General features: G+C 58.6%; 14 protein-coding genes. 3 read left to right on the plus strand and 11 right to left on the minus strand.

Annotation, left to right across the window (positions count from 1 at the left end; translation table 11 throughout):
- Nucleotides 1-36: 36 nt before the first annotated feature.
- From DWU99_RS07100 to DWU99_RS07110, 3 genes are read left to right on the plus strand one after another with little or no spacing between them, the layout of a single operon-like run.
- Nucleotides 37-1158 carry a glycosyltransferase family 4 protein gene (locus DWU99_RS07100; protein WP_115477331.1) on the plus strand — a complete coding sequence of 374 codons (1122 nt, stop codon included), beginning with the start codon at nt 37-39 and terminating at the stop codon, nt 1156-1158.
- On the plus strand, nt 1151-1573 hold the full coding sequence (locus DWU99_RS07105; RefSeq protein WP_115477332.1) for an NAD-dependent epimerase/dehydratase family protein: 423 nt from the start codon (nt 1151-1153) through the stop codon (nt 1571-1573). The genes DWU99_RS07100 and DWU99_RS07105 overlap by 8 nt, the downstream gene beginning before the upstream one ends.
- The gene (locus tag DWU99_RS07110) at nt 1549-2592 is read left to right on the plus strand and encodes a glycosyltransferase family 2 protein (RefSeq protein WP_115477333.1); all 1044 of its coding nucleotides are present in this window, start codon (nt 1549-1551) and stop codon (nt 2590-2592) included. The genes DWU99_RS07105 and DWU99_RS07110 overlap by 25 nt, the downstream gene beginning before the upstream one ends.
- 122 nt (nt 2593-2714) lie before the next feature.
- Here DWU99_RS07110 and DWU99_RS07115 read toward each other — a convergent pair whose 3' ends face one another.
- From DWU99_RS07115 to DWU99_RS07165, 11 genes are all read right to left on the minus strand, one after another.
- Nucleotides 2715-3923, minus strand: a complete 1209-nt coding sequence (locus tag DWU99_RS07115) for a glycosyltransferase family 2 protein (RefSeq protein ID WP_115477334.1) — start codon at nt 3921-3923, stop codon at nt 2715-2717.
- A 134-nt stretch (nt 3924-4057) separates the two neighbouring features.
- On the minus strand, nt 4058-5560 hold the full coding sequence (locus tag DWU99_RS07120) for a lipopolysaccharide biosynthesis protein (RefSeq protein WP_115477335.1): 1503 nt from the start codon (nt 5558-5560) through the stop codon (nt 4058-4060).
- A 9-nt stretch (nt 5561-5569) separates the two neighbouring features.
- Nucleotides 5570-6346 (minus strand): cephalosporin hydroxylase family protein, encoded by a 777-nt coding sequence (locus DWU99_RS07125; protein WP_115477336.1) that lies wholly within the window; start codon nt 6344-6346, stop codon nt 5570-5572.
- 19 nt (nt 6347-6365) lie between these two features.
- Entirely contained in the window at nt 6366-7049 is a 684-nt protein-coding gene (locus DWU99_RS07130; protein WP_325048464.1) for a NeuD/PglB/VioB family sugar acetyltransferase, read from the minus strand.
- Nucleotides 7016-8143, minus strand: a complete 1128-nt coding sequence (locus DWU99_RS07135) for a DegT/DnrJ/EryC1/StrS family aminotransferase (protein ID WP_115477338.1) — start codon at nt 8141-8143, stop codon at nt 7016-7018. The genes DWU99_RS07130 and DWU99_RS07135 overlap by 34 nt, the downstream gene beginning before the upstream one ends.
- A complete protein-coding gene (locus DWU99_RS07140; RefSeq protein WP_115477339.1) occupies nt 8140-9363 on the minus strand; it encodes a class I SAM-dependent methyltransferase in 1224 nt (407 codons plus the stop codon). The genes DWU99_RS07135 and DWU99_RS07140 overlap by 4 nt, the downstream gene beginning before the upstream one ends.
- The gene (locus DWU99_RS07145) at nt 9360-9911 is read right to left on the minus strand and encodes a dTDP-4-dehydrorhamnose 3,5-epimerase family protein (protein ID WP_115477340.1); all 552 of its coding nucleotides are present in this window, start codon (nt 9909-9911) and stop codon (nt 9360-9362) included. Before DWU99_RS07145 ends, DWU99_RS07140 begins: the two co-directional genes overlap by 4 nt.
- Nucleotides 9908-10993 carry a CDP-glucose 4,6-dehydratase gene (gene rfbG / locus DWU99_RS07150; RefSeq protein WP_199535729.1) on the minus strand — a complete coding sequence of 362 codons (1086 nt, stop codon included), beginning with the start codon at nt 10991-10993 and terminating at the stop codon, nt 9908-9910. The genes DWU99_RS07145 and rfbG overlap by 4 nt, the downstream gene beginning before the upstream one ends.
- Nucleotides 10984-11754, minus strand: coding sequence for a glucose-1-phosphate cytidylyltransferase (gene rfbF, locus DWU99_RS07155; RefSeq protein WP_115477342.1), 771 nt, complete (start codon nt 11752-11754; stop codon nt 10984-10986). Before rfbF ends, rfbG begins: the two co-directional genes overlap by 10 nt.
- Nucleotides 11755-11846: 92 nt before the next feature.
- Nucleotides 11847-13913 carry a hypothetical protein gene (locus DWU99_RS07160; protein ID WP_115477343.1) on the minus strand — a complete coding sequence of 689 codons (2067 nt, stop codon included), beginning with the start codon at nt 13911-13913 and terminating at the stop codon, nt 11847-11849.
- A 136-nt stretch (nt 13914-14049) separates the two neighbouring features.
- Nucleotides 14050-16119, minus strand: a complete 2070-nt coding sequence (locus DWU99_RS07165; RefSeq protein WP_115477344.1) for a tetratricopeptide repeat protein — start codon at nt 16117-16119, stop codon at nt 14050-14052.
- Between the last annotated feature and the right edge of the window lie 16 nt (nt 16120-16135).

Raw genomic sequence — 16135 nt, forward strand, 5'->3', positions numbered from 1 at the left:
CTCCTTTGTTCGTCTTGCGCCGGAAAGTCGTTACGCATGCGTGTACTGATGGTAAGCACGTCGTATCCGCGCGATGCTGCCGATTGGCGCGGAATTTTCATGGCTCATCTGGTCAGCGGGTTTGCCAGGAACGAAAGAATTCGGTTGGCGCTGTGGGCGCCACCTGCTGATCTACCCAAGCGTGTCGAGCGGGCAACCACACCCGCCGAGGCGCGTTGGCTGTCCGCACTCATGGACCAGGATGGCATCTCGCACATGCTGCGTGCTCGACCGGTGGCAGGCTTGGCTGCGGCTTTGCGGTTGTTGCACTTGTTACGTGCGGCTTACCGGCGATCGCGTGATGTCGATGTCTACCACATCAACTGGCTGCAATGCGCCTTGCCGTTGCCAGGCAACGGCAAGGCGGTGCTGATTACAGTGCTGGGCAACGACATGAAGTTGCTGCGCCTACCGTTAATGCGCTTGGCGCTGCGACGTGTCATGCGGCATCGTAAGGTTGCCATCTGCCCAAATGCGCAGTGGATGGTAGAACCGTTGCGCGATGCCTTTGGCGATGTCGCGAATATCGTGCCCGTCGTTTTCGGTATAGATCCTGCCTGGTATGCAGTGCAGCGGCATCTACCACCGGAGCAGCCGCGCCGATGGCTTGCCGTGACACGCCTCACCGCCAACAAGCTGGGGCCGTTGTTTGAATGGTCCGAGCCATTGTTTCGCGAGGGTACGCGCGAGTTGCATCTGTTTGGTCCCATGCAGGAGAACATCACAGTGCCGGCATGGGTGCACTACCACGGCTCCGCTACACCCGAGCAATTGGTGCGCGACTGGTTTCCCAGGGCGTATGGCCTGATTACCCTCAGCCGGCATGCCGAGGGTCGTCCGCAAGTGATGCTGGAAGCGATGGCCGCTAGCTTGCCCATCATCGCGTCGCACATGCCTGCGCATGCAGACATCGTCGCCGATGGCGTTACTGGAGCGTTGTGCGATTCAGCTTCCAACTATGCTCAGGTACTGGAAAGACTGGAAGTCCCCGACACCAATCAACGCTGCGGAATAGCAGCGCGTGCTTGGGCGATGAGCGAGATCGGCACATGGGACGATTGCGCCGAACGTTACATGGATATTTACTGGCATTTGCTGCGGGCAACGGCCGATGCGTGACGCTATCCTGGTCATGGGAGCAGGTGGATTCGTCGGCAGGCATTTGCTGCCGGCGCTGGTCCAGCGTGGCGAGCGGGTCGTTGCTGTCACAAGGCGCGCGTTCGGTGTGATGGACGGTGTCGAGGTGCGGGCGAGCCAGTTGTTAGAGCCAGAAGATCGGGCGCCGCTGTTGGGCATGCGCGTGGTCAATGCGTGCAGCGGCGAAAGCGTGACCTTGCAAGGCTTGTTCGATGCCATCGAACAAGCCGCCGGCCAATATTTGGGAAGAGTCTGCGATGGTTCGCGCACCGTGGATGCGCCACGGGTGAGCATGGACGCTTCGCTCGCTCGTGAACTTTACGGCTGGATGCCGTCTACCCCTCTGCTCGAAGGGCTTCGTCGGACATGGGAATGGTTGCTCACTACCCGGCATTGAACCGTCCGGAAGCGCCGGATTGCTCTGTGTGCATTGCCAACTATAACGGTGTGGGCATGCTGGCCGACTGTGTCGACTCGGTACTGGCGCAACAGGGCGATATCGGCATCGAGATAATCGTGCATGATGACGCCTCGAGCGATGATTCGGTGGCCTTGCTGCGCACGAATTATCCACAGATTGAGCTGCTTGCAAGTCGTGAAAACGTGGGCTTCTGCGTGGCCAATAACCGAATGGTGGCGCATGCGCGCGGTGATTTTGTGTTGCTGTTGAATAACGATGCGGCACTATATCCCGATGCGCTCCTCACGCTGATCGAAGCTGCGCGCCTGCAGTCCTCTGCTGGTATCGTGACCTTGCCTCAGTACGATTGGGAGACCGGTGTACTGGTTGACCGAGGTTGCTTGCTGGACCCGTTCTACAATCCTGTGCCGAATCTTGATCCTCGCCGCCGTGACGTGGCGATGGTGATCGGAGCATGTCTGTGGGTGGCCCGCGATGTATGGAACGAGCTTGGCGGGTTTCCGGAATGGCTGGAGTCGATCGGCGAAGACATGTATCTGTGCTGTGTGGCCCGGTTGCGTGGCCGCCCCGTCCAGGTGACTGGTGCCAGTGGCTATCGTCATCGCCAAGGCGTCAGCTTTGGCGGCAATCGCGTGACGACGCAGGGGTTGCAAACTACCTTTCGACGGCGTTATTTGAGCGAACGCAACAAGATCAGGGTCATGGTGGTTTGTACGCCGACACTGCTGGTCATTCCGCAGTTGATGTTGCACATACTGCTATTGATTATCGAAGGCATCACCCTGACGGCAGTGCGTCGTGATGCACGTATCTGGCACGAGATTTATGGCAGGGTCGGTACGAGCGTGCTTCGGGGCTTTTCGACGCTGTGGGCGAAGCGTCATCAAGAGCAACGACTACGGGTGGTGTCGCTACATGGTTTTCTGCGTCCCTTTGTCTGGATGCACAGGAAGTTGGGCTTGCTGTATCGGTACGGTATGCCTCGCATTCGTTGATGCAGCGAGTCCGAGGTCAATTTGTCGGTCAATACACCGCTTGATGGATGCTGCAAGGTGCGTGACCGCAATTGTGCTGCATCAGGTGATGGGAAATACAAGCCCGACCGTTACGCTTATCTCTAATCCTCCCGCCACTTCAGGCGTTGGCTCAACTCTCTGCCCAGAAAACGCATGGTACCCATCTTGCCCGGTCGGGCGCGGATGGTGCCGGCGGCAATGCATGCCTCGTGGATATTGCGAATCGGAAGATCCTCGGCGAATACCGTGTGCATTGCGTTGATGATCTTGCGTGATGTCGAAAGCGGCTGGAGGTAGGCGCGTTTGAAGGTGGCTGAGTGTTTGGCTGACGCGAAGTTGATCTCATGCTGCTCCGCAAACAGGCGACCCCACTTTTCGATGGATGCGCTGTGGGCTTCGGCGGTGGCAAGAATGATCTCAAGCTGTTGGCGGTGGTTAACGCCGGGTGATGCGTCGCGAAGCGCGGCAGATTGCAGATAGGCTTCGTAGACCATCGCCTGGAAGGAGATGGGCAGACTGCCGTCTTCGTGCAGTGGCACTGCCGCATGGAACGGTATGTTGCGTTCCGAGTAAAAAGTCGAAACCGGTGCCGTGTTTTTGTTCTTTTTGATGGAAAATGACGAGTTTCCGGTGCTGTGCTTGGAGACGCCGCTGACTGCCGTGGGAGCGTGCAGGAAAACATATCGGTCGATCACACTGGCGATGGCTATCGCCGAGTAGAGATCGGGATTGCAGGATGAAAAGAATGCGCCCGTCTTGCTCTTTACCCTGTGCAAGGCTGCGAGATTGATGAAGCCGCCGTCGTAGATGACCGGTAACTGGGGGTATTTCGCCACGCCGCGCATGACCTTGCCAAGCCAAAACGGGGCCTCGCGTATTTCGGCACCGCTACGCATCGGCACAATTAACTGGCCATGCTCGTTGCCCATGATGGCTGGCCAGTGATAGGTGCAGCAGGTCGAACGGATGGCATCGACATCTGCTGTTTCGATGATGCCGGCTACCGTCTTGATGGATTCAGGCAGCAGTCCGTCGTCGTCGCCAATGAAGCTCACCCAGCCCTCCCGGACATGCGATAGCGCGAACTCCCAGTTATGCGACATGCTCAGGCGCTTTCCGGTATTCACATAGCGGATGCGCGGATCATTGGCCCGGCGTACAACACCTGCCGTATCGTCGGTGCTGTCATTGTCGCTTACGATGATTTCGAGATTGTCGTAGTCCTGTGACGTTACAGTGCGAAGCGACCACTCCAGCACATCACAACGCTCGCGGGTGGGGATTATGACTGTGATTTTTGGTGAACGCATGAGTGGAAACCGGAGGCAAGGTCAGTAGGCGAGTGGCAGTCTAGCCGGATCATTCCGCGGTTTGCCCTGGGGTCGTGCATTGGTCACGGCGTTGCCTGGATGACTAAGCTATTCGAGCGGCACGTGATATCGCCCTAGCGCCGTGAGACGAGCCATTCGGTCAGGTGTTGTCGTACCAGAGGGGCTGCCATGGCTGCCGATATCAGCGTGGCGCCGCTGACCAGGGCCAGTTGCACGATGCCTTGGAGGCTGCGCGACAATGCGGGAAGAAGCCAGGCTGCCAGTAAAGCCAGCATGGCAGCGGCGATTACGGGCGGAAGCATGTCCGCAACGTACCAGCGAACTAATTCCCCGCGTAGCAGGCGCCGATGCATCAAGGGAATGCCGATCATCACAAAGCCAAGGTTGATCGTGAACCATAGGTAGGCGGCGCCAACGATCCCGTGGTGCTCGACCGCCCAGATGCAAAAAGGGATGCCCAGCACCAGGGCCATCAGGTTCGTGCTGACCGCAAGTCGCGTCCAACCGTAGGCCAACTGCAGCGCGTAGGGCAGGTTCATCATCCCGTTGAGCGCCGTGCCGGCGACCAGGATTGACAATGTCAGCGCCAGCCGTGAGGCCGTGGTGGCATCTCCGGTCCACAGGTACAGTACGTCGCGGCCGAAGATCATCAGCATCGCCGCCACCGCGGCCACGACCGCTGCGAGGCATTGATTACTCAGATGGTACAGGTGGGTCAGCGATTCCTGCTGATTGAGTGAGACCAGCCGGCTGTAGCGCGGGTAAAGCGCATTGAACATCGGTTGGATCATGCGACCCATGCCAGCAGCAACGCTCATTGCCAGGCTGAAGTAGCCGAGTTCGGCCAGTGGAAGCACGGCAGATATCACGACGCGATCCAGTTGGGTGACCATCACCGCCAGTACCATGATCGCCACCAGTCCACCGGCAAAGCGTTTGGTGGCATGGAGTTCCTCGGCGCAAAAAACGGCCCGTCGTTGCGGGCCGGGCGGCAGCACGCGCCACAGTGTGGCGGCAGACACGAGCGATTGGCAGGCGCCCATTGCGGCATACCACCACATGAAGGCACTGATGGTGGGAGAAACCCAGTACAGCACCGCAAGTACACCCGCGCCACGCAAGGTGGCAAACACAGCGTTGATCAGGTTCAGTACGGGTTGCCGCTCAAGTCCGGACAGTCCATTGGCGTAGAAGCTACTTGGCCATTGCAGAGCCACGGCCAGCCCCATGATGGCCGTGGCATGGGCGGTTTCCGCATGGGATAGATGCTCGGGATGAAGCCAATGATTGGAAAGCGGGTTGCTCGCCAGCCATATCAGTACGGCAACCAGCGCAGCAATCGGCCATACCAGCCACTCAAACGTGCGCACCAGGTCGCGCAATGTGTGCGCGGCATCGGCATCGTGTATGCGACGAGACAGCTCGCGGTTCATGGCGCCCCCCATGCCCAAGTCGAGCACCATGGACAATGCCTGGATGCTCAGCATCAAGCCAATGAGGCCAAAAGCCTCTATGCCAAGAATGCGGATGTAGAGCGGTACAAAAACCACGCCCATCAACGCCATCCAGGCTTGGCCGGCGTAGTTGGACAGGATGTTGATGCGCAGTGCGGCCATGAACGCAGATCAGCGGCGGCGCAGGTAGCCGCCGGGCGCAACTGTAATCAGCAGCTTGGCCTCCATGGCCTCATCCACTTCAAAGTCGTGGTTGCGGGACAGGAAGTCGCGCACCGCCGTCTTCGGATTGTTGCCCACGTCCCATGGCCGATCGGGGTACATGCCGGCAGGTAAATCCTCGATCACGGTGTCGAACACCACACAGTAGCTGTCAGAGCTAACCAAAGGGGCGTAAGCATTCAGTTCGGCCAGCACGTGTTCGTGCGTGTGGTTGGAGTCGAGGATCACCATGATCCGCTCATGGCCGGCGGCGCGCTCGTGTACGTCGGCAACGACTTCCGGCGCGATGGATGATCCTTGGATCATGTCGATACGGTGCGACATCGGGTGTGCCTCAATGGCCGCGCGGTTGTGGGCGCGGATGTCGATATCGATACCTAGCACGCGGCGGCGCGATGATTTTGGATCAAGTGTCTGGCCGGTCTCGACCGCGTCGCAGTAATCCAGCAGCGCCAGCATCGATGCACTCAGGATCAGCGAACCGCCATGGGCGATGCCGGTTTCGATGACGAGATCGGGCTTGATCTGCCAGATCAGTTCTTGGATGGCGACCATGTCTTGCGGGTACTGGATGATCGGGCGGCTCATCCATGAATAGTTGTAGGAATACTTGTGACCAAGCGTCCTGCGCAGCCATTCGATGGAATCGCGCCGGAGTCTGCCATCGGTTTTGAGTCCGTCGATATTGGCTTGGACAGAGCGGTTGAATTCGATTTTGGGATCCATGTGTTGGTCCTGTTTGGAATCATGTGCCGACGCGGATCGGCCGCGCCGGGTTGCCGGCAACGGTCACCCGTGCCGGCACATCTTTTGTGACGACCGCGCCAGCGCCTACAATGGCTCCAGCACCGATGCGCACGCGAGGCAGCACCACGGCTCCGGTGCCAACGAACGCGCATTCTTCAATCACGACCTCGCCCGCCACGCGTGCGCCGGGAGCGATATGTACGCCGTCGCCGATCACGCAATCATGATCGACTGATGCTGCAGTATTGATGATGACCGAGTGGCCTAATCGCGCGTTTGCGCAAACCGCAGCCTGTGCCAGCACTTGGCATCCGTCGCCGTGGATCGCCGTTGCCGCAACGAAGCCGGTTCGATGCACGATGGTCGGTAGGGGCAATCCTTGCGAGTGCAGGAAATTTGCTGTGTCGAGCCGGCTGCGGCCGTCGGCGCCGCCAATGGCGACACAGGCCGCGGTCGTTTGAGAAGTTGGCGATGTCTGTATCCAGCGTGCGAAGCCGTCGGTTCCCACGAAAAGCGGTACGTCCTCGAAAGGTGAGGGAATCTCTCTTCTGTCGAAAACTGCGACGACGCGCCAATGCCGCGCATCCAGCGCATCACGGATCACTCTCGCGTGTCCCGTACCGCCCCAGATGACCAAAGGCGATGCTGTCATGCGTTCGCCTCCAGAATGCGGCGGATGCATGCCACCACACGGCCGATCTCTTCGTTGGTGATGTCGTGGTAGCTGGGCAGGTTGATCGCATGTGCCGACAGAGCGTGGCTCGTCGTGTGTTGTGGATGGGGCTCGAACATCGGGAGACTGGACAAGGGCCAGAAGAAGACGCGACCATCAATGTTGTGCGCCTTGAATGACGCAAGCAACGCCTCTCGATCGAACGACGCGCCAACGTCGGCGACGATAGTCGGCATCCAGTAGCCGTTGGTGGTGTTGGCCGGTTCAGGATTCATCCGCAAGGGAAGTTGCCGTAGAGCATTCTGATAGTGCTCGAAAACCCGCCGCTTGCCGGCAATCAGTTCATCGATGCGTTCCATCTGGCCGCAGCCGATCGCCGCCTGCACATTCGACATCTTGTATTTATAGCCGACGCGTTCGGGCCAGAACTGGCGTGTTTCGCCACGGGCGCGACCATGGTTCGACAACGTCAGGACGCGTTCGTACAGCGCATCGTCATTGGTGACGAAGATGCCGCCTTCGCCGGTGGTGATGGTCTTGGTGCCGTGAAACGAGAATGCGCCGAAGACACCCATTGAGCCGGCACGCTGACCATGCCAGATCGAGCCGATGGCCTCGGCTGCATCCTCAATGAGATGCAGTCCGTGCCTTTGCGCGATGGCGGCAAGTACATCCATGTCGCAAAGATTGCCGTAGAGATGCACCGCGAGTATCGCCTTGGTACGTGGCGTAATTGCAGCCTCGACGGCGGACGGATCGAGGCACCAGGTGTCTGGCAACACATCCACCAGCACCGGTTTTGCACCCAGGTGGATGATGGGGGCTGCCGAGGCGATCCAGTTGATGTCGGCGAGGATTACTTCGTCGCCCGGGCCGATGTCCAGCGCCGCCATGCCCATGTGCAGCGCGCCGGTGCCGCTGGATGTGGCGATGGCATGGCGGACACCGAGATGCTGCCTGAATAGTTGTTCGAAGCGTGCGATATATTCGTAGCAGCGCTCACCCCAGCCGTAGGTGGCAGCATCCGTCGCATAACGAATTTCCAGTTCCGTGATGGATGGTTTGGTGTAGTAGATGCGGTTTTTTGTATTTTCGATGCTCATGACACGACCAGTTGCGGGATCGTGGTGACGAATTGTCCACCCCATTCGCGAATATAGGCGAGCTGCGCGGTGATTTCCTCGCGCAAGTTCCACGGCAGTATCACCACGAAATCGGGACGCGATTCGCGGATGCGTGCCTCAACGACGACCGGGATGCGTGAGCCGGGCAGGTGGCGACCTTGCTTGTGTGGCGAAGCATCCACTACATAACCGAGCAGGTCCGGCCGGACGCCGGCATAGTTGAGCAAGGTGTTGCCCTTGGCGGCAGCCCCGTAACCCACGACCTGCTTGCCGTTGCGCTTGCAGTCGATCAGGAAAGCCAGAAAGTCGTTCTTGATGGCGTCGGCCAAAGATTGAAAGCCGTGGTAGTAGCTCATGTCCAACATGCCTGCGGCAGCCTCCTTGGCCAGCAGCGCGGCGACAGCCGGTGTTTCGCGATGCGTCGCATTGGCATGGCAGGCCCACAGGCGCAGCGACCCGCCATGCGTGGACAGTTCTTCCACGTCCCAGATGCGCAATCCATGGCTGGCGAATACCCGCTGCGCCGTGTGGAACGAGAAGTAGGAAAAATGCTCGTGGTAGACAGTGTCGAACTGGCGTTGTGCGACCAATTGCAGCAGATGCGGGAACTCGACGGTAATGACGCCTTCAGGGGCGAGTACGGCACCGAGGCCTGCTACGAAATCGTTGAGGTCGGGCACGTGTGCCAGCACATTGTTGGCGATTACCAGACTTGCCTGTCGTCGGGTTGTAGCAAAGTTCCGTGCGACATGTTCACCGAAGAATTGCTCTAGGGTTTCGATACCGCGATCACGCGCTGTGGCTGCAGTGCTGGCGGTGGGTTCGATGCCAATGCAGGGGATACCGCGTGCCTTGACGTATTGCAGCAGGTAGCCATCGTTGGAGGCGATTTCCATCACCAGATGGTGCGATCCAAGGTTCAGTCGCTCCACGGCACGTGACACATACCTTTCAGCATGTGCCAGCCAGGTACGCGAGTACGACGAGAAATACACGTAGTCGCTGGAAAACAGCGCATCGTGCTTCTGAACTTCGTCCACCTGCACGAGATGGCAATCGGTACAGGTGTACAAGTGCAACGGAAAATGCAGCTCCGTGGCACTTAAGTCAGCGGTGCTTAGAAAGGCGTTGGATGGCGGTGCGCTACCCAGATCCAAAAATACGTCATGCAGTAGGGTGTCGCAAAAGCGGCATTTCATAGCAGCACTCCGGCGAAGGTATCGTCGATCAGCGCGTAACCGCGATCACGATCAGACAACGCGGTGACCGATTGCGGCCATGCAATCCCCAGGCGTGGGTCATCGTAGCGCAGGCCGGCTTCGCAAGCCGGTGTCCATGGAGCGGTATGCATGTAGAGCAGATGAACCTCGTCGGTCAGTGCCTGGAATCCATGAGCGAAGCCCTCGGGAATGAAGACGGCGCGATCGTTGTCCTCGGCCAGTTCCATCGCGTGCCATTGCAGGAAGGTTGGCGAGCCCTCTCGTAGATCCACGGCCACGTCGAACACACGGCCGTGCAGGCAACGGATTAGTTTGGCCTCTGCTGCGGGTGGTATCTGGTAATGCAGCCCGCGAACCGTGCCACGGCCACGGGTTTCGGAGAGGTTGATCTGGGTGAAGTGCAGGTTTTGTCGCAGGGGCAAAAGCTCCTGCTCGCAAAACAACCGCGTGAAGCGGCCACGCGTATCGCCAACTGGCGTGTGGCGGATTTCATATAGACCAGCAAGCGGAGTGGGGTGCAAATTCATGCCACCCACTCCAAGCCAAGTCGCCTAGCGTCGGCGATGTAGGCGGTGAGGTCGCTTGTGCTATCGACTCGTCCGGATTCGTGGAAGTCGCGATACCAGGCTGCAGTCCGGGCTAATGCAGTTTCGATGCTCCAGATCGGCTGCCACGCGAGTTGCGCGACAGCCTTGCCTGCATCGAGTCGCAGAGTGGCAGCCTCGTGTGGGTGAGGAGCGTCGTCCGTTTCGATGTGCAACGCGCTCCAATGTAAGCCCAGTTGACTGGTGAGTGATCGCACGCTGATTTCGCTGGCAGCGCCGGGGCCGAAGTTCCACGCACCTGCAAAACTTGCATCGCTCCAGAGGCACTGTCCCAGGCGCAGGTAGCCGGAAAGCGGTTCCAGTACATGTTGCCAAGGTCGGATGGCATCAGGGTTGCGCACCTTGAGTGTTTGCCTTGAGATGGCTGCGCGCACCAGATCGGGCACCAGGCGATCCTCGGCCCAGTCGCCGCCGCCGATCACGTTGCCTGCCCGCGCAGTGGCAATGCGTACGGTGGAATCCGGGGCGCTGAAGAAGCTCTTGCGATAGCAATCCGATACCAATTCTGCGCAGGCCTTGGAACTGCTGTATGGGTCGTGGCCACCCAGCGGATCGGTTTCGCGATAACCTTCCGGGCCGACGTGGTCGGCATAGACCTTGTCGGTGGTGGCATTGACCAGCACACGTACCGATGGACAGACGCGCACGGCCTCGAAGAGATTGACCAGGCCCATCACGTTGGAAGCGAAGGTGGTTATCGGATCGCGATAGCTGCGGCGTACCAGTGGCTGTGCGGCGAGGTGGAACACGATCTCGGGCCGATACACATCCAAAATTTGGTGGACAGCTTGTCTATCGCGCAGGTCGACACGATGGTCGGTCACGTCCTCAAGATTCAGCAAAGACCAGTGCGAAGGCGAAGTGTCCGGTGCAAGCGCGAGCCCGGCGACTTGTGCCCCAAGCTCGCGTAGCCACAGCGCCAGCCAGGAGCCCTTGAAGCCAGTATGGCCTGTGACCAGTACGCGGCGACCGGCATAGATGTTACCGAACAGCTTCAAGGCCACACCCTCCAAGGTGCGATGCCGGTCTGCCAGAGCTCTTCGAGCTTCGTTTTGTCGCGCAAGGTATCCATCGGCTGCCAGAAGCCGCGATGCGTGTAAGCCGACAGTTGTTCGTCGTGCGCCAGACGCTCCAGCGGTTCGCGTTCCCAGATTGTCGCATCACCTTCAATGTAGTCGAGAGCGCCAGGTTCGAGCACGAAGAACCCGCCATTGATCCAGGTGCCGTCGCCTGCGGGTTTTTCTTCGAATCTCGTGATTCGGTGATCCATGATGTCGATGGCGCCGAAACGTCCGGGTGGTTGCGCGGCGCACATCGTTGCCAGCGTGCCCTTTTCGCGATGGAAGGCCAGTTCAGCGCCGATATCGATATCCGCGAGGCCGTCGCCGTACGTGAAGAAAAATGTATCGTTGTCGAGATAGTTCGCGACTCGTTTGAGGCGGCCGCCGGTCTGCGTTTTCTCGCCAGTATCGACCAAAGTGACGCGCCATGGTTCTGCGTGCTTGTGGTGAACTTCCAGCTTGTTCGTCGACAGGTCGAACGTCACGTCTGACATGTGCAGAAAGTAGTTGGCGAAGTACTCCTTGATCATGTAGCCCTTGTAGCCAAGGCAAATGATGAAGTCGTTGACGCCGTAGTGCGAATAGATCTTGAGGATATGCCAGAGCACCGGCATGCCGCCGATCTCAATCATCGGCTTGGGGCGCACGGTGGTTTCTTCACTGATCCGTGTGCCGAAACCGCCGGCCAGTATGACCGCTTTCATAAGTGCCTCGATTGCAAGCTGATCAGCGTGGAAGATATCGAGTTGGACATCGATGATGAAGAGACCATGTCCGCTTGTTTACGCACTCACCATCACGGCAGGGACGACGCCGATGGTAGAAGATTCGATGTATCGATCTGTTGCTGCAGGGCTCGGATGCTAGCACCTAGCCTGTCACCGATGTTCATGCTGTGCAATGCCTTCATCTGCAGCGGTATCTCGCCCTTGTCTCCAAGCACAATAAGCATTCTTACCAGCGTAATGCGATAGACCGGCTCGCTTGGGGCAGCCTCCACGGCCGCTTTGGCCAAGCGCAAACCAAGCACCCTGTCGCCGAGCACGTTCCAGTTGTAATCGCCGTAATTGGAGAGCAGGCGGGCACTGGGATCGGGATGCGAAAGCGCCGCCATGAAAGCCTGCATCATGCGATTGACGGGCAGGTCGCAAAGGTTGTCTCGCACGCACTGGGTCAGCGACGCCAATGAGCTTTCATCCTGGACGCTCGGCTTGTGCGCCTTGAGCTTGCCGATCAGGCTGTCCCACCAGGCATCCTTGGCTGGCAGGTGCATCCGCGCATTCATGAAAATCAGGGCTTGCTCGGCAAGGATTGATGAGTTTGGCAATGCGGCCGAGCGTTCGAGTGGTGCGTAAGCCAGCTTGGTGAAGGGCGAGTCCGGGTCGTATTTCGAGTAGATGATGTAAGTGCGCCCCAGTTCATATTGGGCACGCGGCGATGTCGGCCTGCGAGCAGCCAGTGATTCAGCCAAGCTGACGGGGTTACTCCACTCGATGGAAGTGACAAATGTCTGCCCTGTCCAGAGCAAAAGCAGGCCCGCCAGCAGCACGCTGCGTGCAATGGTGAAACGGCGTTCGCCAATTGTTCGGTGGTCAAATGGGACCAGCAATGGAATGAACGCCAGCATCAAGCCGAAGCTGGCGAAGTAGTTGCGGTGTTCAAAGATCAGCTCCAGCGGGATGATGGTCGCGGTGAGCAGTTGGCAGCCGAGGAACAGTGCCAAGCCGAGGGCGGCGAGAGGCCTGCGTTTGCGAAGGGCGAAGATCGCAACAACCATAGCCGCCAGGGCAAGGATGCAAGCGAGCGTCGTCCAAGGCTGCAGCAAGCTCGTCGAGATGCGGAAGTCGTCGTGGTAGAACGACAGGGCATGCGGTGTCGGAAACATCGTCCAGACGAAGTAATCCACCACGATGCGGGCTTCACTGAGCAACCGCGTGGTCATGGTGAAATCGCGCGTGGCCCACGCTTGGACTTTAAGCAGGCCAGGTATCAGCCAGGCGAGCCCCATGATCATGGGCAACGCCAATACGACCAGGAACAAAGTAAAAATGCGCCAATCTCTCGCGCTCGAGGCGATTTGAGCGCTGTCTTTGGAGGGGCTGGAATGTTCGCCCACGTCGCAGCGCGATGAGGCAATCATGGATCTTCGGAAGCCGAAGAGACTCCATTCGGCGAGAAGTGCATACAGCGGCAATAAAGCAGCAGTTTCTTTGGCGAGAACACCAATGACTGTTGGTAACGTTACGCTAAGCAAGCATAGAACGAGGCCAGGGCACTGAGACGAAATAAAGAGCTTGCGATGCCTCGATGGCACGCATCCATCAGATGATGCGATTGGGGTGGCCAGCATGCGCTGCCTGCCAATGACGTACCCGATCAGGCCAAGAAATACAAACACGTTGGCCATGCTTTCCATGCGTTGTACCACATATAGCACGCCGGTGAGGTTGATGGGTAAAAGCAACCAGCCGCCGGCGACCAATGCCGCGATTATGCAAACCCGTGTAATTTCCTTTTCATCAAACTGCTGCGTGTTGTAACGGAGTGAGGAAGCTTGCAAAAGGCGCTTTGCCAGAAGGAACGCCAGCCACCCGTTCAACAAATGAATGACCAGATTGGTCAGCTTCATCCAATATGGGTTTAGGCCCGTAGCTAGATAATTGAGTGCGAAGCTCAATGACGCCAGAGGGCGTTTGAATTCACTCGACGGTGAAGAAAGTGCGACATTCGTCAATGATGCAACGGTGGCCGTAGTCGGCTGCACGTCGTGGTTGTCGACGATGTTGGGGTAGTCGTCGAACAGCCAGCCGCCATTCAAGCCCGGCCAATATACGGCAGCTGTCACTAAGATTCCGATGAACATCAGTAGCCACGGTTGCCAGAGACGTATGCGGTAATTCGATTTCCTGGATGCTTTTTGCATAGGCGGATAGTTGTCTCAATATTCGTGCGGAACGTCACTCGGAGCGGGTATGTCGGCCGCCGAGCGTTTCAATTTTTTAAGGCGTACTCGGATCAGATATGCCTTGATAAGGTGAGACGGGATGTAGAGACCCCGACTGAATGTCAAGGGGACGCCCGTCCGATGCCTTCCCGGTTTTGACTTTCACTGCTAATTCCAGCGACTGGTGCAAGGCGTAGAGTCGGTTCCGCCAGAAGCCTTGCTTGCGCAGTACCCAGGCATGTAGCCGCGCCATATTGATGCCCTGATCAGCATGGTTCGGTAGGGCGGCAAAGCGGTTCAGGACTTCAAGTGCCAGTTCAGGGTGACCTGCGGCATTCAGTGCCTGCGCTTGCTCAAATGCGGTGCTTTCGCTTGGGGAGTCGGCAAGCAAGGCATCGAACTGGGCGGCTGCTTGCTGGGGTTGGCCGTTGGCTAAATGCAGTGCGGCGCTGGCGCGTTCGAATGCGTCGTCGTGCCCATGCGACCTTGTCAGCGCCGGGTTGGATTCGGCGGCATCCAAGGCCTGCTGCAGGGCGGATATGGTCAACCCTTGGCACCGCTCGCCGGTTGCATTGGGTATGCTGGTGATGAGCCAATTGGCAATGTTGTTCCATCCCGTGCTCGCAAGATACAGCGAATGGATGGCCAATTGCCACGACTGCGGGTCGACCGAACCGGATCGGCACTGGAGATCCACCAGTGTCAACGCGACCTCTGGTTGATTCGGCATTCTCATTGCAGAAGCACGTAGCGTTTTGATGGCTTTCGGAAGCCCTTCGGAAGCCGCTTCGACTTCGGCGGCAAAAACTTGTGCCTGAGGCGAGTCCGGATTGATGCGGCCCCATAAGCGCGCCTGCAATCGCAAATTTCCCCAGACGCTCGCATACATCCAGGTCATGCCCGCCAGCAAACATAAAAGTGCGACGGCTGCGGCGCGCCAAGGTAGGGACTGTGCTCGTGGAGTGGTGAACCAAAACCCAACCGGGACGAACATGAACGCGGCTGGCAGGTAGTTGCGATGCTCGAATGCAAGCTCCAGCGGAAAGAAGGAGCTTTCCAACAATTGTCCCGCGAAGTAGAACAGGATTGCGAACGCTAGCCACGGAAAGCGTTGTCTCGCCAACCAACCGAACACCACCAGACATGAGATGAAGATGATGCTTGGCAAGGTCGTCCATGGATGCAGAAGGTCGCTCGATGCTTGGATCTGATCGTAGAAAACCCCGGTGGAGTTCATCTGCGGAATCCATAGCATGCGCAGGTAGCTGGCAAGGACGCGGGGCTCGCTGAGCAGGCGCTGTCCCACGCTCCATGGCCGATCCGTCGAGGCGATTCGCACTGCGACGGGCCACGCCTGTACCAGGTAGACGGCCAACAGCGCGATCGGCAAACCCAGAAGAATGGTGGTTGAGACGCGTCGCGCTCGTTGGTCCGGTTTCGCCGCGGCATCGCTGTCGCGCAAAACCGTCGCTTCCGCTGCGGCCAATAGCAGCGGCAACAACATGCCGTTCGGCTTGGCCAAGGCCGCAACCAGGGTGCAGAACCATGCCGCCGCCATCATCCCTGTGATGGCCTGGGTGCGCTTGCCGACATCGAATGCATTTCGCGCGGAACACCAGCAAATGATACTGATGAAGGTGAATGTCGCCGGCAGCATCGCTTCGCGTTGTATGACATACAGCGTCGTGGAAACGAACAGCGGTTGTAGCAACCAGATGCCACTGCCGATCAACGCCATGGTGGCGGCCTGGTTTTCGCGCAGGCCGCGGCGCTTGCCGATCTTCAACATGGCCCAGCACAAAAGCACGCCATTCAGAAGGTGCAGCAGAATGTTCGTGTATTTGAAGGGTGAGGCGGGTGCCGGCCAATCGCTGGCGTCGATCAGGAAAGACATCAGGGCCAGAGGCCTGCCTGTTGGGTCCGCGCTGCCGGACGTGACGTAGCGCCAGAAGGCATCCCAGTGAGCAACCGGACCATTGGTGCCCAGCACCGAGAGGTTGGGAAAATCATCAAGCAGGAACGCTCCATCAATTCCCGGACGGTACGCAAGCCAGGCGACGAGCAATAGCGCCGCAAGCGCCACCATGAATGCCGTTGAATCGATAGTGCCGGATCGGATCTTCATGCGGTGGGATGACGGT

The organism is Dyella psychrodurans (assembly GCF_003363265.1).
In the GTDB taxonomy this organism is placed as follows: Bacteria; Pseudomonadota; Gammaproteobacteria; order Xanthomonadales; family Rhodanobacteraceae; genus Dyella_B; species Dyella_B psychrodurans.

Bases quoted from the DNA above. Each gene is read 5' to 3' on its own strand.
- DWU99_RS07100 (WP_115477331.1), top strand. From the start codon at position 37: ATGCGTGTACTGATGGTAAGCACGTCGTATCCGCGCGATGCTGCCGAT.
- DWU99_RS07105 (WP_115477332.1), top strand. From the start codon at position 1,151: ATGCGTGACGCTATCCTGGTCATGGGAGCAGGTGGATTCGTCGGCAGG.
- DWU99_RS07110 (WP_115477333.1), top strand. From the start codon at position 1,549: ATGGTTGCTCACTACCCGGCATTGAACCGTCCGGAAGCGCCGGATTGC.
- DWU99_RS07115 (WP_115477334.1), bottom strand. From the start codon at position 3,923: ATGCGTTCACCAAAAATCACAGTCATAATCCCCACCCGCGAGCGTTGT.
- DWU99_RS07120 (WP_115477335.1), bottom strand. From the start codon at position 5,560: ATGGCCGCACTGCGCATCAACATCCTGTCCAACTACGCCGGCCAAGCC.
- DWU99_RS07125 (WP_115477336.1), bottom strand. From the start codon at position 6,346: ATGGATCCCAAAATCGAATTCAACCGCTCTGTCCAAGCCAATATCGAC.
- DWU99_RS07130 (WP_325048464.1), bottom strand. From the start codon at position 7,049: ATGCATCCGCCGCATTCTGGAGGCGAACGCATGACAGCATCGCCTTTG.
- DWU99_RS07135 (WP_115477338.1), bottom strand. From the start codon at position 8,143: ATGAGCATCGAAAATACAAAAAACCGCATCTACTACACCAAACCATCC.
- DWU99_RS07140 (WP_115477339.1), bottom strand. From the start codon at position 9,363: ATGAAATGCCGCTTTTGCGACACCCTACTGCATGACGTATTTTTGGAT.
- DWU99_RS07145 (WP_115477340.1), bottom strand. From the start codon at position 9,911: ATGAATTTGCACCCCACTCCGCTTGCTGGTCTATATGAAATCCGCCAC.
- rfbF (WP_115477342.1), bottom strand. From the start codon at position 11,754: ATGAAAGCGGTCATACTGGCCGGCGGTTTCGGCACACGGATCAGTGAA.
- DWU99_RS07160 (WP_115477343.1), bottom strand. From the start codon at position 13,913: ATGTTCATCGGAATCTTAGTGACAGCTGCCGTATATTGGCCGGGCTTG.
- DWU99_RS07165 (WP_115477344.1), bottom strand. From the start codon at position 16,119: ATGAAGATCCGATCCGGCACTATCGATTCAACGGCATTCATGGTGGCG.